Raw genomic sequence first — 16,368 nt, 5'->3', positions numbered from 1 at the left:
GGGAACCGCGGCCGGGCGCGGGCGGTACGCGCGGCTCACGGGGCCGGGGCGGGAGAACCGGCTCCGGCCCCGTCCGTGCTCCCGCCCCCGTTCCCGCTCGTATCCGCTCCGCGCGGGTCCTCGCCCGAGAGGAGGACGCCCAGGCCCTCGCGGGTGGCGGCCACCACCACGCGGTCGCCCGCCGTCAGCACGTAGCCGTCGTGCAGCCGCCAGGCGAGGTCGCCGGTGAGGGTGTAGGTGCGGGCGCCGGAGGTGAGGGAGCCCAGGTCGGCGCGGCGGCGGTCGGGCGGGGCGGTGTCCAGGGCCAGGATCCGCCAGGAGCCGGGGCGGAACGCTTCGCCGACGGTGCGGCCCTCCAGCAGCCGGTTGCCCTCCACCGAGACCGCGGCGAAGACCAGCACCCGGCGGCCCACGGGGATGGCGCCCAGCACCTGGCGGCCCATCATGGCGCCCGCGAAGGCCGGGGCCGCCAGCGCCGAGACGCTGCGGCTGCGGGTCTGCGCGCCGGGGTAGGTGTCGCGCAGCGTGCGGTAGACGGTGGCGGCGAACTCGTCGTCGAACAGGCGCATCACCACCCGCAGGTCGGGGTTGACCTGGCGGGCGTAGAGCGTGGCCTCCAGATTGGTGCCGCTGTCGCTGGTCAGCGCCAGCAGGGCGCGGCTGCGCGCTATCCCCGCCTCCTCCAGCACCCCGTCCTCGGTGACGTCGGCGACCAGGGTCGGCACCCGGCGCGCGCGGGCGGTGGCGATGCCGCGGGCCTCGTCGTCGCGCTCGATGCACACCACGGGGATGCCCAGTTCCAGCAGCTGGCCCAGCACACGGGTGCCGACCTTGCCCAGGCCCAGCAGGACGACGTGCTTCTCGATGCCGCGCGGCGGGGGCGGCAGGGTGGCGGCCCGGCGGAAGGTGCCGTAGCTCTCCAGCACGACGGCGAACATCAGCGGCAGCAGCGCGGTGCCCGCCAGCCCGCCCAGCAGTTGCAGGACCTGCTCCCCGGTGCCGCCCTCCAGCTCGGGCTCGTTGATGGACATCACGTTGAGCAGGGTGATGTAGGCGGCGTGCAGCGGCGTTTCGCGGGTGACGTACCAGTTCGCGGCGGCGAGCAGGACGACCACCGCGGTGAGCCCGAGCAGGGCGGCCCGCAGCTTCCGGGAGAAGAAGCTGCCCACCGGTAACCGCGGCACGCGGGGGGCGGGGGCGCCGGCCCGGTCGGGGCGGCGGGTGATCGCCTCCAGGACGACGGTGCCGCGCTCGTCCGGCAGCCCTTCCAGCTCGCGCGGATCGGGCAGCAGTACGGGGCCGTCGTGGTCCTCGGGGTCGGTGTAGACGTCGCCCTCGTCGGAGTCCGGGGAGTCGGGCAGCAGGGCCAGGGTGCACAGCGGGTCGCGGCGGTCGGCGGTGCCCACGGTGCGCTCCTTGGCCCGCAGCAGCAGCCCGCCGGCGTGGATGACCTTGCTGGTGCCCACCACGGCCGCCGCCACCATGGAGGGGGCGGCGGTGTCCGCGTCGGACAGGACGGTGGTGGAGGCGTCCACGGCCCTCTGGTCCAGGCCGGGGACGCGGGCGGCGATCGTCCGGTCGAGCAGGTCCTCCAGATAGCTTCCCAGGGTCCGGTTGAACATCCGGATGACCAGGCGCAGTTCGGGGTTGATACGGCGGGCGCGCAGGGCGGTGTGGATGTTGAGCTGGTCGTCGCCGGAGGTCAGCGCCAGCGCGGCGGCGTGCTCGATGCCCGCCTCCCGCAGCGCCTCGTCGTCGGGTATCTGGGCCTCCACCGCCCGTACGTCCAGGCACCGGTCGCCGACCAGCGCGGCGATCTGCGGGCCCTGGTCGCCACCGCGCAGCGAGGGCAGCACGACGGTGACCTTCTGGCCGTAGACGGAGGCGAGTTCGCGCACCAGCCGCTGGGACAGCGAGTTGTCGCCGCACACGACCATGTGGCCGGAGCTCCCGCCGCCGTCCTGCCGCGGGCCGCCCTGCGGAGGGACGGCGGGAACGGGAACGGGAGCGGCGGGAACGGAGACGGTGGCGGGGGCGGTGGCGGGGGCGGGCGCGGAGGGCTCCGGCCGAGGGGACTGCGGCTGAGGGGGCTGCGGTACGGGAGCGGCCATGGGACCTCATTCGATCACGCCCGCCGCGGTGGACGGCACCATTCCCGCCACCCGGGGCGGCGGATGGGACGATGTGCGCATGGGAACGCATGTGATCACCGGGGCGGGCTCCGGCATCGGAGCCGAGATCGCCGAGCGCCTGCGGGAGCGGGGCGAGGAGCTGTGGCTGCTGGCGCGGAACGCGGGCCGTGCCAGGGAACTGACCGAACGCTTCCCCGGCGCCCGCACCCTCGTCGGCGACCTGGCCGAGCCCGAGAGGCTGTCGTGGGCGCTGTCCCACCAGGAACTGCCGGAGCGGGTGGACTCGCTGCTGCACGCCGCCGGGGTGGTGGACCTGGGGAAGGTCGGTGAGCTGACGCCGAAGGTCTGGAACGCGACCCTGGCGGTCAACCTCGTCGGCCCGGCCGAGCTGACCCGGCTGCTGCTGCCGCAGCTCCGCCCGGCGCACGGCCATGTGGTCTTCGTCAACTCCGGCGCGGGTCTGAACGCCAACGCCGACTGGGGCGCGTACGCGGCCAGCAAGCACGGGCTGAAGGCGCTCGCCGACTCGCTGCGCGCGGAGGAGGGCGGCGCCGGGGTGCGGGTGACCTCCGTCTACCCGGGCCGCACCGCCACGCCCATGCAGGCCAAGGTGCACCGGCAGGAGGGCAAGGAGTACGACCCGGCGCGCTGGATCCCCCCGTCCGCGGTGGCGACCGCCGTCCTGACCGCCCTCGATCTGCCCGCGGGCTCGGAGATCACCGATCTGAGGGTGAGGCCGTCGGCGTGAGGGAGCATGTGTGGGGCACGGGGGCCGCGACCGGCGTCGGGTCGATGCCCGGCACCGACGCCAGAGAGGCCGCCAGGACCGTCACCGGCAGCCTGGAACACTTCCCGTACCTGCCGGAACTGCCCGCGCGCGGGCCCGGCGCGGACATGATCGGGCGGACGGCCGGGCTGCTGGTGGAGCTGTACGCCCGTCTGGAGCCCAGCGGATGGCGGGTCGGCGACGCGCCCGGGCGCGACACCCGGCGGGCCCGGTCCTGGCTGGGGGAGGACCTGGACGCGCTGGAGGAGTTCACCCAGGGCCACACCGGGGCGCTGAAGGTCTCCGCCGTCGGGCCGTGGACGCTGGCGGCGTCGCTGGAGCGCCGCGGCGGCGAGGCGATGCTCGGCGACGCGGGCGCCTGCCGCTATCTGGCCGAGTCCCTGGCCGAGGGGCTGCGCGCGCATCTGGCCGAGGTGCGGCGCAGGGTGCCGGGAGCCCGGGTCGTCCTCCAGCTCGACGAGCCGTCGCTGACGGCCGCGCTGCTGGGCAGGGTGCCCACCGCCAGCGGCTACCGCACCCATCCGGCCGTGGACCGCGGCGTGGCCGAGGGCGCGCTGCGGCAGGTGGTCGGGGCGGCACGGGAGGCGGCGGAGGGGACTTCCGTGGTGGTGCACTCCTGTGCTCCGGGGGTGCCCTTCGGGCTGCTGCGCCGGGCGGGCGCGGACGGGATCTCCTTCGACCTCTCGCTGCTCACCGAGCGTGACGACGAGGCGGTCGGGGAGGCGGTCGAGGCGGGCACCGCGCTGTTCGCCGGGGCCGTCCCGGCGGTGGAGCCGGACTCGAGCGCACTGTCAGACCCTGCCGGTAGCGTCATGGGTGTCAGGACGCTGTGGCGCAGGCTCGGGCTGTCTCCGAAGCTGCTGGCGCGATCGGTGGTCGTCACGCCCGCCTGCGGTCTGGCCGGCGCCTCGCCGGCCTACGCGCGGGCCGCGCTCGCGCACTGTGTCCGGGCCGCACGCTCGCTCGTAAACGACCCTGAGTAACGGGAGGCTTGGATACATGGAGACGGTGAGCCCGGACAGCGAGACGCGCGAGCGGCACGCGCGGCTGGCCCAGGAAGTCGACGAGCACCGCTTCCGGTACTACGTGACGACACCGGTCGTCAGCGACGCCGAGTTCGACGCCCTGATGCGCGAGCTCCAGGAGCTGGAGGCCAGGTACCCGGAGCTGGCCACGCCGGACTCGCCGACGCAGAAGGTGGCCGGCTCCTACGAGACGGAGTTCACCGCCGTACAGCACCGCGAGCGGATGCTGTCGCTGGACAACGCCTTCGACGACGAGGAGCTGGACTCCTGGGCCGACCGGATCGCGCGCGAACTGAGCGGAGTGCCCTACCACTTCCTGTGCGAGCTGAAGGTGGACGGGCTCGCGGTCAACCTGACGTACGAGCACGGCAGGCTGACGCGCGCCGCGACCCGCGGCGACGGACGCACCGGGGAGGACATCACACCCAACGTCCGCACCATCGCGCAGATCCCCGAGCGGCTGGAGGGGGACCGCGTCCCGGATCTGGTGGAGATCCGCGGCGAGGTGTTCATCCCCATGGAGCGCTTCGAGGAGCTGAACGCGCGGCTGGTCGAGGCGGGCAAGCCGGCGTTCGCCAACCCCCGCAACGCGGCCGCCGGCTCGCTGCGGCAGAAGGACCCCAAGGTCACCGCGGAGCGCCCGCTGCACATGGTGGTGCACGGCATCGGCGCCCGTGAGGGCTTCGACATCGACCGGCTGTCGCACGCCTACGAGCTGCTGCACGAGTGGGGTCTGCCGACCGCCGCGCACGCCAGGGTGGTCGGCTCCGTCGAGGAGGTGCGGGAGTACATCGCCCACTACGGCGCCAACCGCCACTCGGTGGAGCACGAGATCGACGGGGTCGTCGTCAAGCTGGACGAGATCCCCCTCCAGGGGCGGCTGGGTTCCACCTCGCGGGCGCCGCGCTGGGCGATCGCCTGGAAGTACCCGCCGGAGGAGGTCAACACCAGACTGCTGGACATCAAGGTGAGCATCGGCCGCACCGGACGTGCCACGCCGTTCGCCGTGGTGGATCCAGTGACGGTGGCCGGTTCGGAGGTGGAGTTCGCCACCCTGCACAACCAGGACGTGGTCAGGGCCAAGGGCGTGCTGATCGGGGACACCGTGGCGCTGCGCAAGGCGGGCGACGTCATCCCCGAGATCCTTGGCCCCGTCGCCGATCTGCGGGACGGCAGCGAGCGGGAGTTCGTGATGCCCGCCGAGTGCCCCGAGTGCGGCACCGGGCTGAAGCCGGCCAAGGAGGGGGACGTCGATCTGCGCTGCCCCAACGCCCGCTCCTGTCCGGGGCAGTTGCGCGAGCGGCTCTACTACCTGGCGGGGCGCAAGTGCCTGGACATCGAGCACTTCGGGTACGTGGCGGCCACCGCGCTGACGCAGCCGCTGGAGCCGGCCGCACCGCCGCTGCGGGACGAGGGGGATCTGTTCGACCTCACCGTCGAACAGCTGCTGCCCATCAAGTCCCTGGTGCTGGACCAGGACAGCGGCCTGCCCAAGCGGGATCCGAAGACGGGGGAGGAGAAGGTCGTCACCTTCTTCGCCAACCTCAGGGGTGAGCCGAAGAAGAACACGCTGGCGATGCTGGAGAACATCCGGGCGGCCAAGGAGCGCCCGCTGGCCAGGATCATCACGGGGCTGTCGATCCGCCACGTCGGCCCGGTGGCGGCCGAGGCGCTGGCCAGGGAGTTCCGCTCGCTGGACAGGATCGCGGAGGCCTCCGAGGAGGAGCTGGCGGCCACCGAGGGGGTCGGCCCGACGATCGCGGCCTCGCTCAAGGCCTGGTTCGCCGAGGAGTGGCACCGCGAGATCGTCGAGAAGTGGCGGGCGGCCGGCGTCCGGATGGAGGAGGAGGGCGGCGCCGAGGAGGGGCCGCGTCCGCTGGAGGGGGTCACCGTGGTGGTCACCGGGACCCTGAGCTCGTACACGCGGGATGGCGCAAAAGAGGCGCTGCAGAGCCTGGGAGCGAAAGTGACCGGTTCTGTTTCAAAGAAGACCGGTTTTGTTGTGGCGGGCGACAGCCCGGGGTCGAAATATGACAAGGCCGTGCAGTTGAAGGTCCCGATCCTGGACGACGACGGTTTCGCCGTCCTGCTGGAGCAGGGGCCCGACGCCGCACGGGAGGCCGCCGTCACACCCGTCGAACCCGCCGCGGAGCAGCCCGCCGGGTGACGGAGCGTCGGCGGCGGTGGTGCCACCGTCGCCAAATCCCTTTTCAGCCAATGCCGTTGACTGAGTGATGAGGAGAGGCTGCGCGGCGCTTATCAGACGGACGCGATCGACCGGTCGGCATTCGGGCAACCCCGATCGATCACTGCCCAGCCGGCCGTCCGCGTCCTACTGTTGACGGGGTGCGCCTGCCGTGGCGTGGGCACCGACGGCTGTGAGAGGGACGCGCATGCAGCACAAACCCCGGGACCGGGGACAGCGGGGGCTCCGCCACGGGCGGCCCCGACCGATCTCCGCCCCGCCGGGCGACAGCCCCGACGGCGCGCCGAAGCTGCAGCGCGTCGCCTCCCTGGAGGTCCCCGGGCTCTCCCGCGCGGTCGTCGCGGTCGCCGCCGCCGCGCTGGCCGCCGGGATCCACCGGGTGGTCTCCGGAGGGCACGCGCTCTTCCCCAGCGGCACGGCGGGCTGGTCCTTCGCCCTCCTCACCGGCCTCATCGTCGGCCATCTGGTCGCCCTCGGCCGCGACCGCTGGTGGGGCGGCACCGGCTCCGGCGCCGCCCTCACCCTGGCCATCCTGCTGCTGTACGGCTGGATCCCGGCCACCCTGGTCAGCCTCGCGGTGGTGGTCCTGGTCGGCGCGGCCCGGCGGCACCGCTGGCGCCAGGCACTGCGGCACGGCGCGGTGGACATCCTCGGCATCGGCGCCGCGGCGCTGTGCCTGGCGGCCTTCGGCGTGCACCCCTCGGTGGAGCAGCCCTGGCACCCGGCCGCCTGGAGCGTGTACGCGCTCCCCGAGGTCCTTCTGGCCGCCGCCGCCTACCTGCTCGTCACCCGGACACTGCTGTGGTACATCCTGGCCCCGCGTCAGGCGGGCCTGCCCACCGTCGCCCGCACCGCCCTGGCGCGGCAGGGACTGGTCGCCCTCGCACTGCTGGCCATCTCCCCGCTGATCGTCGTGGTCGCCGTCCACATGCCGCTGCTGCTGCCGCTGTTCTCGGTGCCGCTGGTCTCGCTGGACTCCGCCCTGTGGATCGCCCGCGCCCGCGCCGAGGAACAGCTGCGCGACCCCCTCACCGGACTCGCCAACCGCCAGTGGCTGCTGGAGCGCACCTGGTCCGCGCTGGACGAGGCGGACCGGCTGGGCGCCCGCTCCGCCCTCGTCCTCATCGACCTCGACCGCTTCCGCTCGGTCAACGACACCCTCGGCCATCTGGCGGGCGACCGGCTGCTGCTGCAGATCGCCGACCGGCTGCGGACGGCGCTGCCCCGCGGCGCCGAGGTGGCCCGGCTCGGCGGCGACGAGTTCGCCGTACTGCTTCCGTTCGCCGACTCGCCCACCAGCGCCCAGCGCATCGCCCGCGCGCTCGTCGGCGTCCTCGGCTCGCCGCTGGACCTGGACGGACTGACCCTGGAGCTGGAGGCCAGCGCCGGGGTCGCGGTCTTCCCCGACCACGCCGGCGAGGCGGAGGGCCTGCTGCGCCGCGCCGACGTCGCGATGTACCAGGCCAAGCGCGACCGCAGCGGTGTGGAGGTCTACGAGGCCACCCGCGACGGCAACACACCCGACCGGCTGGGCCTGCTGGGCGACCTGCGCCGCGCCCTGGACGCGGGCGAGGTCGAGCTGCACTACCAGCCCAAGGTCTCCTTCGACGGCTCCGTCTGCGGTCTGGAGGCGCTGGTGCGCTGGGTGCACCCCGAGCGGGGCAGGGTGCCCCCGGACGAGTTCATCGCCATCGCCGAGTCCTCCGGCCTGATGCCGCGCCTGACCGACTACGTGCTGGAGACCGCGCTCGCCCAGGTCGCCCGCTGGCGCTCCCGGGGCCTGACCGTGCCGGTCGCCGTCAACGTCTCGCCCCGCGACGTCCACAGCCCCGGCTTCGCCGGATCGGTGGCCGCCCGGCTGGCCCGGCACGGCGTCCCGGCCGGGGCGCTCCAGCTGGAGATCACCGAGCACGTCCTGCTGGAGGACCCGCAGCAGGCCGCCGACACCCTCGCCGCGCTCACCGGCCACGGGGTGCGGATGTCGCTGGACGACTTCGGCACCGGCTACTCCTCCCTGGTGCACCTGCGCAGACTGCCGGTGAGCGAGCTGAAGATCGACCGCTCCTTCGTGGCACGCCTGGCGGTGGACGCCGAGGACGCCGAGATCGTGCGCTGCACGGTGGACCTCGCGCACTCCCTGGGCCTGCTCGTCGTCGCCGAGGGCGTGGAGGACGACGAGACCTGGGAGCGCCTGCGCGACCTGGGCTGCGACGCCGTGCAGGGCTGGCTGGTGTCGGCCGCGATGCCCCCCGCCGAGGCCACCGCCTGGCTGCGGGCGCGCGACGGAGCGCCGCCGCCGGTCGAGTCGGCGCACCCCGCGCTGCCGGGCCCGGCCGGGAAGGCAGCCCCGGGGCGCCGCGGGCAGCCCACGCGGTAGGCACGCGGCAGCACGCGGCACCCCTGTCCGGGCGCCCGGACAGGGGCGAGGGCCGCCTCCGCCCCCGTCCCGGCGCCGCCGTGCGCCGCGGCCAAACTGTTAGCATGCTGTTCTGCCCTCCGGGCAGCGGTCAGGACTTGGCCGCGCCCCGGCCGGAAGGCCGGGGGGAAAGCCGTCCCGCTCAGGAGACGGAGGAGTCACAGGATCGGGGCGGACGGCGGGAAGAGTCCGCCAAGCCCCGAAGGATCCACCACTCACCCCGAGGAATCGCTGCATGCCTGGCATCACGCGCGAGGAGGTCGCCCACCTCGCCCGGCTGGCACGTCTGGAGCTGAAGGACGAAGAGCTCGACCACTTCGCCGGACAGCTCGACGACATCATCGGCGCGGTCGCCCGCGTCTCCGACGTCGCCGACGAGGACGTACCGCCGACCTCCCACCCGCTGCCGCTGACCAACGTCATGCGCCCGGACGAGGTCCGTCCGTCGCTGACCCCCGAGCAGGCGCTCTCCGGCGCCCCGGCCCAGGAGCAGCAGCGTTTCAAGGTGCCGCAGATCCTGGGGGAGGAGTGAACGCCATGACGCATTCGAGCGATCTGACCAGGCTCACCGCGGCCGAGACCGCCGCGCGCATCGCCTCCGGCCGGGCGAGCGCCGTCGAGGTGGCCGAGGCCCACCTCGCCCGTATCGAGGCCGTGGACGAGAAGGTGCACGCCTTCCTCCACGTGGACCGCGAGGGCGCGCTGGCCCGTGCCCGCACCGTGGACGCCAAGCGCTCCCGCGGCGAGAGGCTCGGCCCGCTGGCCGGCGTCCCGCTCGCGCTCAAGGACATCTTCACCACCGAGGGCATGCCCACCACGGTCGGCTCCAAAATCCTCGAGAGCTGGATCCCGCCGTACGACGCCACGCTCACCAAGCGGCTCAAGGACGCCGACGTGGTGATCCTGGGCAAGACCAACATGGACGAGTTCGCCATGGGCTCCTCCACGGAGAACAGCGCCTACGGCCCGACCGGCAACCCGTGGGACCTCACCCGCATCCCGGGCGGCTCCGGCGGCGGCTCCTCCGCGGCGCTCGCCTCCTACCAGGCCCCGCTGGCCATCGGCACCGACACCGGCGGCTCCATCCGCCAGCCGGCCGCCGTCACCGGCACCGTCGGCGTGAAGCCGACCTACGGCGCCGTATCCCGCTACGGCATGGTCGCCTTCTCCTCCTCCCTCGACCAGGGCGGGCCCTGCGCCCGCACCGTCCTGGACGCGGCCCTGCTGCACGAGGCGATCGCCGGGCACGACCCGCTGGACTCCACCTCCGTCGACGCCCCCGTCCCACCGGTGGTCGAGGCCGCCCGCAACGGCGACGTCAAGGGCCTGCGTGTCGGCGTGGTCAGGGAGTTCGCGGGCGAGGGCTACCAGGCCGGGGTCATGCAGCGCTTCAACGAGTCGGTGGAGCTGCTGCGCGAGCTGGGCGCCGAGATCGTCGAGATCTCCTGCCCGTCCTTCGACAAGGCGCTGGCGGCCTACTACCTGATCGCGCCGTCGGAGTGCTCCTCCAACCTGGCCCGCTTCGACGCCATGCGCTACGGCCTGCGCGCCGGCGACGACGGCACCCGCTCGGCGGAGGAGGTCACCTCCCTCACCCGTGAGGCGGGCTTCGGCCCCGAGGTCAAGCGCCGCATCATGCTGGGCACCTACGCGCTGTCCTCCGGCTACTACGACGCCTACTACGGTTCCGCCCAGAAGGTGCGCACCCTGATCAAGCGCGACTTCGACGCCGCCTTCGGGAAGGTGGACGTACTGGTCTCGCCGACCACGCCGACCACCGCGTTCCCCATCGGGGAGCGGGCGGACGACCCGATGGCCATGTACCTGGCGGACCTGTGCACCATCCCGTCCAACCTGGCGGGCAACGCGGCCATGTCACTGCCGTGCGGACTGGCGCCCGAGGACGGGCTCCCGGTGGGCCTGCAGATCATCGCCCCCGCCATGGCCGACGACCGGCTCTACCGTGTCGGAGCGGCGGTCGAGGCCGCGTACCACGCACGCTGGGGACACCCGCTGCTGGAGGAGGCGCCCTCGCTGTGAGCGTCGCGCGCGCGGCCGCCGGGTCGCAGATGACGATGATGCCTGCGCTGTTGTGCCGCGTGGGCGGAGAAGCGAACGGAGACAGGCTGTGAGCGCGCTGAAGAAGGCCAAGGGCTTCAAGAAGTCCCGGCCCGGCCTTTACCTGTCCATCGGCACCTCGCTCTTCGGCGCCTTCGGCGTCGTCAAGCAGATGCAGCTCGCCCGGCGGGAGGACGACAGGCTCCAGCTCCTGGACGCCGTCGTCTCCGGCGCCGCGATCCTGACCAGCGTCGCCATCCTCGTCCGCGAGGTGCGGCGCCTGGACATCGACGACGTCCTCGCCGACGACTGACCGCAGCGCCTGAAAGGTTTGACTTTCGTGACTGTCACCGAACTGGTGTCGTACGAGGACGCGCTGGCCTCCTACGATCCCGTCATGGGCCTTGAGGTCCATGTCGAACTGGGCACCAGGACCAAGATGTTCTGCGGCTGCTCCACCTCGCTGGGCGCCGATCCCAACACGCAGACCTGCCCCGTCTGCCTCGGGCTGCCCGGCTCGCTGCCGGTGGTCAACGCCACCGCGGTGGAGTCCGCCGTGCGTATCGGTCTCGCGCTGAACTGCGAGATCGCCCAGTGGTGCCGCTTCGCCCGGAAGAACTACTTCTATCCGGACATGCCGAAGAACTTCCAGATCTCCCAGTACGACGAGCCGATCGCCTTCGACGGCTACCTGGACGTCCAGCTGGAGGACGGAGAGGTCTTCCGCGTCGGCATCGAGCGCGCCCACATGGAGGAGGACACCGGCAAGTCCACCCACATCGGCGGCGCCACCGGCCGTATCCACGGCGCCGTGCATTCGCTGCTGGACTACAACCGCGCCGGCATCCCCCTGATCGAGATCGTCACCAAGCCGATCACCGGAGCCGGGGAGCGCGCGCCGGAGGTGGCCAAGGCGTACGTCGCCGAGCTGCGCGAGCTCATCCGGGCCCTCGGGGTGTCCGAGGCCCGGATGGAGATGGGCCAGATGCGCTGCGACGTCAACCTGTCGCTGCGGCCGCACGGCACCGAGACGTTCGGCACCCGCTCGGAGACCAAGAACGTCAACTCGCTGCGCAGCGTGGAGCGGGCCACCCGCTTCGAGATCCAGCGCCACGCCGCGGTGCTGGGCTCGGGCGGGACGATCGTCCAGGAGACCCGCCACTTCCACGAGGACGACGGCTCCACCACCTCCGGCCGGGTCAAGGAGGAGGCGGAGGACTACCGCTACTTCCCCGAGCCGGACCTGGTGCCCGTCGCGCCCGCGCGCGAGTGGGTGGAGGGGCTGCGGGCCGGTCTGCCCGAGCTGCCGCGCCTGCGCCGCAACCGGCTGCGCGAGGAGTGGGGCATCTCCGAGCACGAGATGCAGTCCGTCCTCAACGCCGGCGCCATCGACCTGATCACCGCCACCATCGACGCCGGGGCCCCGGCCGACCAGGCCCGCAAGTGGTGGATGGGCGAGCTGGCCCGCCGGGCGAACGAGCAGGGCACCGAGCTGTCCGCCCTGCCGATCACCCCGGACCGGGTCGCCCGGGTGTGCGAGCTGGTCGCCGACGGTTCGCTCAACGACAAGCTGGCCCGGCAGGTCATCGAGGGCGTCCTCGCCGGCGAGGGCGGGCCGGACGAGGTCGTGGACAAGCGCGGCCTGAAGGTCGTCTCGGACACCGGGGCGCTGAGCGCGGCCGTGGACGAGGCGATCGCCGCCAACGGGGCGATCGCCGAGAAGATCCGCGGCGGCAAGGTGGCGGCGGCGGGCGCGCTCGTCGGTGCCGTCATGAAGGCCACCCGGGGCCAGGCGGACGCCGCCCGGGTGCGCGAGCTGATCCTGGAGAAGCTGGGCGTGCAGGGCTGACGCCCGTCCGGCTGCCACGGCCCGGCCCCCGCGCTCCCGGACAGGGAGCGCGGGGGCCGGGCCGTTCGCTGTGCGGGGGCCGGTGTGCGGGCCGGCGCGAGGGGCCGGTGCGCGAGGTCAGGCCGACTTCGGGGCGGAGCCGCGGGTCCTGATCAGAACATGCCCGGAGGAGAGATCGATCGGACCGCGCCCCGGATCGTGGCTGCCCTCCTCCACTCGGGTGTTCTCCAGCCGCCTGCGCTCGTCGTCGGCGTGGCGGCGCCCGGGGTTGAACAGCTCCTCGATCAGGTTGAACATCAACTGACCTCCAGCTTCAGGATGCGGTCGTCGTCCTCGGCGGGCGTACCGCGCGAGTCGGTCTCACTGGTCACCAGCCACAGCCCGTCGCCGCCGTCGGAGACGACCGTCCGCAACCGCCCGTACTCACCTTCCAGGAACGCCTGCGGCTGTGCCACCTTTTTCGCGCCATCCAAGGGAACGCGCCACAGCCGCTCCCCCCGCAGCGACGCCATCCACACCGAACCCTTCGCGACGGCGATGCCGCTGGGGGAGGCCTCGGCGGGCTTCCACTGCGCCACGGGGTCGATGAAGCCCTCCTCGCCGGCCTCGCCCTCCACCTCGGGCCAGCCGTAGTTCCCGCCTGGCCGGATCAGGTTGAGCTCGTCCCAGGTGTTCTGGCCGAACTCCGAAGCCCACAGGCGCTTTTCCGCGTCCCAGGCCAGTCCCTGGACGTTGCGGTGGCCCCAGGAGTAGACGACCGAGTCCGCCTCGGGGTTGCCGCGGCCGGGAGGTTCGCCCTCCGGCGTCATGCGCAGGATCTTGCCACCGAGGGACTCCCGGTCCTGGGCGAGGCTCCGGTCGCCGGAGTCGCCGGTGCCCACGTAGAGCATCCGGTCCGGGCCGAAGGCGATCCGGCCGCCGTTGTGGACCATCCCCTTGGGGATGCCGCGCAGGACCGTGCTGGGCGCGCCGAGCCGGTTGCCCTCCTCCTTGTCGGCGTCGTAGAGCATGCGCACGACCCGGTTGTCGGACGCGCTGGTGAAGTACGCGTAGATGTAGCGGTTCTCGGCGAAGTCGGGCGGTACGGCGATGCCCAGCAGGCCGCCCTCGCCGCCCGGCTCGACGCCGGGCACCGAACCCAGTTCGGTGGCCTTCCCGCTCTCCGGGTCGACCAGCGAGATCGTGCCCTCGTCCCGGGAGGAGACCAGCAGATCGCCGTCGGGCAGCGGAGCGAGCCCCCAGGGGGAGTCCAGGTTCTTTGCCACGGTGCCGGTGATCTCCGCCGAGCCCTCGGCGGGCGCGGCCGAGGAGCCGGGGGAGCGGGACTCACCGGGGGAGGGGGACGGGGAGGAGGTGGTGCCGGTGCGGTCCGGGGCCCCTTCACCGGACCCGCCGTTCGAACAGCCCGCCGCCAGCAGGGCGAGCCCGGCGAGGGCGGCGGCGGCCTTCCGCAGCGGCGGCCGCGGGCGCGGACGTACGGACGGGGGACGGCTTCGCGGCATCGGTGCGCCTTTCGACTACTCGACTGCGGGCAGCTCTCGCCTGCGGTGCGGGGCCGGTCGTGCACGCGGTGCGCACCACCGGCCCGTACACCCGACCGTACGCCGTGACGGCGCCGGGTGTTCCCGGCTCAGTCCCACGACCTCTGGGCGGCGGGCAGCGCGGCGATCTCCGCCAGGTCCCGCGCGGTCAGTTCCAGACGCGCCGCCGCCGCGTTCTCCACCGCCCAGCGCTCCTTCTTGGTGCCCGGCACCGGCACCACGTGCCGCCCCTGGGCCAGCAGCCAGGCCAGGGCCACCTGCGCCGGGGTGGCGTCGCCGTGCCGGGCGGCGACGCGCCGCAGCCCGGCGACGATCGGCTGGTTGGCCGCCATCATCTCGGCCGTGAACCGCGGGTGCCGGGCGCGTACGTCGTCGCGCTCGAAGCCGCCGCCCGGGGTAAGGGTGCCGGTCAGGAAGCCGCTGCCCAGGGGCATCGCGGCCAGAAGGCCGATGCCGCGCGCCTCGCACCAGGGCAGCAGCGAGGCCAGGGCCTCGGGCGACCACACCGACAGCTCTGCCTCCACACAGCTGACCGGGAAGACCTGCTGGATCCGCTCCAGTTGCCGGAGCGTTCCGGCGTACGCGGGTGCGCTCGACCCGCGGCGCCGCTCCCGCGCGCCCACCGCGCACAGCCCCAGCGAGCGCACCTTGCCGGCCGCGACCAGTTCGGCCATCGCGCCCCAGGTCTCCTCGATGGGCACCTCCGGATCGGCGCGGTGGAGCTGGTAGAGGTCGATCACATCGGTCTGCAGCCGGCGCAGCGAGGCGTCGCAGGCGCGCTTGACGTAGCCGGGGCGCCCGTTGGCGACGATGTGCTGCTCGCCGACGAGGAGACCGCACTTGGTGGAGACGAACACGTCGGCGCGGCGCCGCCGCAGCACCCGGCCCAGCAGCAGCTCGTTGGTGAACGGCCCGTACATGTCGGCGGTGTCCAGCAGCGTCACCCCGCGGTCGAGGGCCGCGTGCACCGTGCGCATCGAGGACTCGCCGTCCCGCTCGGACTCGGTGTAGGCCCAGCTCATCGGCATGCAGCCGAGCCCGATGGCACCCACCTCCAGTGCCGCCGCACCGATTGTCCTGCGCTCCACCTGGACGTGCTCCCTCCTCGCCCCCGCGGGGTCGCCCCCGTAGGGCGCTCCCAACCTAACGGGTGGCTTCCGGCGCCTCCGCACAGCCTCCGGATAGCCTCTGGCCATGGCTTCCGCAGATGTCTGGCTGCCCATCCCGCCCGCCGAGATGGGCGGGCTGCCCGAGTCGTTCCGCTACGTCCACTGGGACGGGGAGGAGGAGTTCCCGGCGGACCCCGCGGACTGCGTCTTCTACGCCGTTCCCTATCTGAAGGGTCAGGCCGTCGCCGTACGGCCGTTGGCGCACATGCCGAACGTACGGGTGGTGCAGACGCTCACCGCGGGCATCGACCACGTGGAGTCCGCCGTACCGCAACTGCCCCGGGGCACGCTGCTGTGCAACGCCCGCGGCGTCCACGACGCGAGCACCGCCGAACTGGCGCTCACCCTCGCCCTCGCCTCGCTGCGCGGCATCCCCTCCTTCGTCCGCGCCCAGGACGCCGGACGGTGGACGCCGGGTTTTTGGCCCTCCCTCGCCGACCGGACGGCGCTGATCGTCGGCTACGGCTCCATCGGCGCCGCCATCGAGGACCGGCTGGCACCCTTCGAACCGGAGGCGGTCCACCGGGTGGCCCGCAGCGCCCGTACCGTGCCGCGCGGTCCGGTGCACACCCTCGCCGACCTGCCCCGGCTGCTGCCCGGGGCCGACGTGGTCTTCCTGGTCACCCCGCTCACCGAGGCCACCCGCCATCTGGCGGACGCGGACTTCCTGTCGCGCATGAAGGACGGAGCGCTGCTGGTGAACGTCGCGCGCGGCGCCGTCGTGGACACCGAAGCGCTGCTGGCGGAGCTGGAGTCCGGGCGGCTGCGGGCGGCGCTCGACGTCACCGATCCCGAGCCGCTGCCCGCCGGCCACCCGCTGTGGAAGGCGCCCGGCACCCTGATCTCACCGCACGCGGGAGGCCCGACGTCCGCGTTCCTGCCGCGCGCCAAGCGGCTGCTCCGCGCCCAGCTGCGGCGCTTCGCGGACGGGGAGGAGCCGGAGAACGTCGTCGCCTCGGCCGGGTGACGGCCCCGCCGGGCGGTCGGGCGGTCGGGCGGCCGTGCGGCGGAGGAAAGGGGCGGGTGGCCGGGGGTGTGAGACGGGTGGTGCAGACGCGAACGACCGCCCGCACGGCCATCCGTACGCTCCGAACACGGATGGCTGCGTATTGTATCGGCAATTCCCTCATCAGTCACGCTGTGTAGAAGGGGTATGTCCCTGAGTGACCGGTCTGGTGTATCGTC

Annotated in this window: 13 protein-coding genes; 9 read left to right on the top strand and 4 right to left on the bottom strand. The window is 73.3% G+C overall.

Annotated elements, in window-relative coordinates; all coding sequences use genetic code 11:
- Nucleotides 1-35 precede the first annotated feature (35 nt).
- Nucleotides 36-1,937, bottom strand: a complete 1,902-nt coding sequence (locus BM237_RS02915; protein WP_093847488.1) for an NAD-binding protein — start codon at nucleotides 1,935-1,937, stop codon at nucleotides 36-38.
- A 253-nt stretch (nucleotides 1,938-2,190) separates the two neighbouring features.
- Between BM237_RS02915 and BM237_RS02910 the strand changes: the two genes are divergently transcribed.
- The 8 genes from BM237_RS02910 to gatB all read left to right on the top strand — a co-directional run bounded on the left by BM237_RS02910 (nucleotide 2,191) and on the right by gatB (nucleotide 12,473).
- Nucleotides 2,191-2,880, top strand: a complete 690-nt coding sequence (locus BM237_RS02910) for an SDR family oxidoreductase (RefSeq protein WP_093848063.1) — start codon at nucleotides 2,191-2,193, stop codon at nucleotides 2,878-2,880.
- Nucleotides 2,877-3,902, top strand: coding sequence for a methionine synthase (locus tag BM237_RS02905; RefSeq protein WP_093847486.1), 1,026 nt, complete (start codon nucleotides 2,877-2,879; stop codon nucleotides 3,900-3,902). Before BM237_RS02910 ends, BM237_RS02905 begins: the two co-directional genes overlap by 4 nt.
- A 16-nt stretch (nucleotides 3,903-3,918) precedes the next feature.
- Nucleotides 3,919-6,111 (top strand): NAD-dependent DNA ligase LigA, encoded by a 2,193-nt coding sequence (gene ligA / locus BM237_RS02900; protein WP_093847484.1) that lies wholly within the window; start codon nucleotides 3,919-3,921, stop codon nucleotides 6,109-6,111.
- A gap of 226 nt (nucleotides 6,112-6,337) precedes the next feature.
- Complete coding sequence (locus tag BM237_RS02895; RefSeq protein ID WP_093847482.1) at nucleotides 6,338-8,527, top strand: putative bifunctional diguanylate cyclase/phosphodiesterase; 2,190 nt, start codon at nucleotides 6,338-6,340, stop codon at nucleotides 8,525-8,527.
- A 274-nt stretch (nucleotides 8,528-8,801) separates the two neighbouring features.
- The gene (gene gatC / locus BM237_RS02890; RefSeq protein ID WP_031505700.1) at nucleotides 8,802-9,098 is read left to right on the top strand and encodes an Asp-tRNA(Asn)/Glu-tRNA(Gln) amidotransferase subunit GatC; all 297 of its coding nucleotides are present in this window, start codon (nucleotides 8,802-8,804) and stop codon (nucleotides 9,096-9,098) included.
- Between the two features lie 5 nt (nucleotides 9,099-9,103).
- Nucleotides 9,104-10,606, top strand: a complete 1,503-nt coding sequence (gene gatA / locus BM237_RS02885) for an Asp-tRNA(Asn)/Glu-tRNA(Gln) amidotransferase subunit GatA (RefSeq protein ID WP_093847480.1) — start codon at nucleotides 9,104-9,106, stop codon at nucleotides 10,604-10,606.
- A gap of 88 nt (nucleotides 10,607-10,694) precedes the next feature.
- Complete coding sequence (locus BM237_RS02880) at nucleotides 10,695-10,937, top strand: hypothetical protein (RefSeq protein ID WP_093847478.1); 243 nt, start codon at nucleotides 10,695-10,697, stop codon at nucleotides 10,935-10,937.
- 27 nt (nucleotides 10,938-10,964) lie between these two features.
- Nucleotides 10,965-12,473, top strand: coding sequence for an Asp-tRNA(Asn)/Glu-tRNA(Gln) amidotransferase subunit GatB (gatB, locus tag BM237_RS02875; protein ID WP_093847476.1), 1,509 nt, complete (start codon nucleotides 10,965-10,967; stop codon nucleotides 12,471-12,473).
- 117 nt (nucleotides 12,474-12,590) lie between these two features.
- Here the strand turns inward: gatB and BM237_RS02870 are convergent, their stop codons facing one another.
- The 3 genes from BM237_RS02870 to BM237_RS02860 form a co-directional block, all read right to left on the bottom strand.
- Entirely contained in the window at nucleotides 12,591-12,770 is a 180-nt protein-coding gene (locus tag BM237_RS02870; protein ID WP_093847474.1) for a DUF6191 domain-containing protein, read from the bottom strand.
- On the bottom strand, nucleotides 12,770-13,975 hold the full coding sequence (locus BM237_RS02865) for a PQQ-dependent sugar dehydrogenase (RefSeq protein WP_093847472.1): 1,206 nt from the start codon (nucleotides 13,973-13,975) through the stop codon (nucleotides 12,770-12,772). The genes BM237_RS02870 and BM237_RS02865 overlap by 1 nt, the downstream gene beginning before the upstream one ends.
- A gap of 128 nt (nucleotides 13,976-14,103) precedes the next feature.
- Entirely contained in the window at nucleotides 14,104-15,102 is a 999-nt protein-coding gene (locus tag BM237_RS02860; RefSeq protein ID WP_093847470.1) for an aldo/keto reductase, read from the bottom strand.
- Between the two features lie 106 nt (nucleotides 15,103-15,208).
- Between BM237_RS02860 and BM237_RS02855 the strand changes: the two genes are divergently transcribed.
- The gene (locus tag BM237_RS02855) at nucleotides 15,209-16,150 is read left to right on the top strand and encodes a 2-hydroxyacid dehydrogenase (protein WP_093847468.1); all 942 of its coding nucleotides are present in this window, start codon (nucleotides 15,209-15,211) and stop codon (nucleotides 16,148-16,150) included.
- Nucleotides 16,151-16,368 lie beyond the last annotated feature (218 nt).

Source organism: Streptomyces mangrovi (assembly GCF_900114215.1).
Taxonomy (GTDB): Bacteria; Actinomycetota; Actinomycetes; order Streptomycetales; family Streptomycetaceae; genus Streptomyces; species Streptomyces barkulensis.
This window is presented reverse-complemented; position numbering and strand designations above follow the sequence as displayed.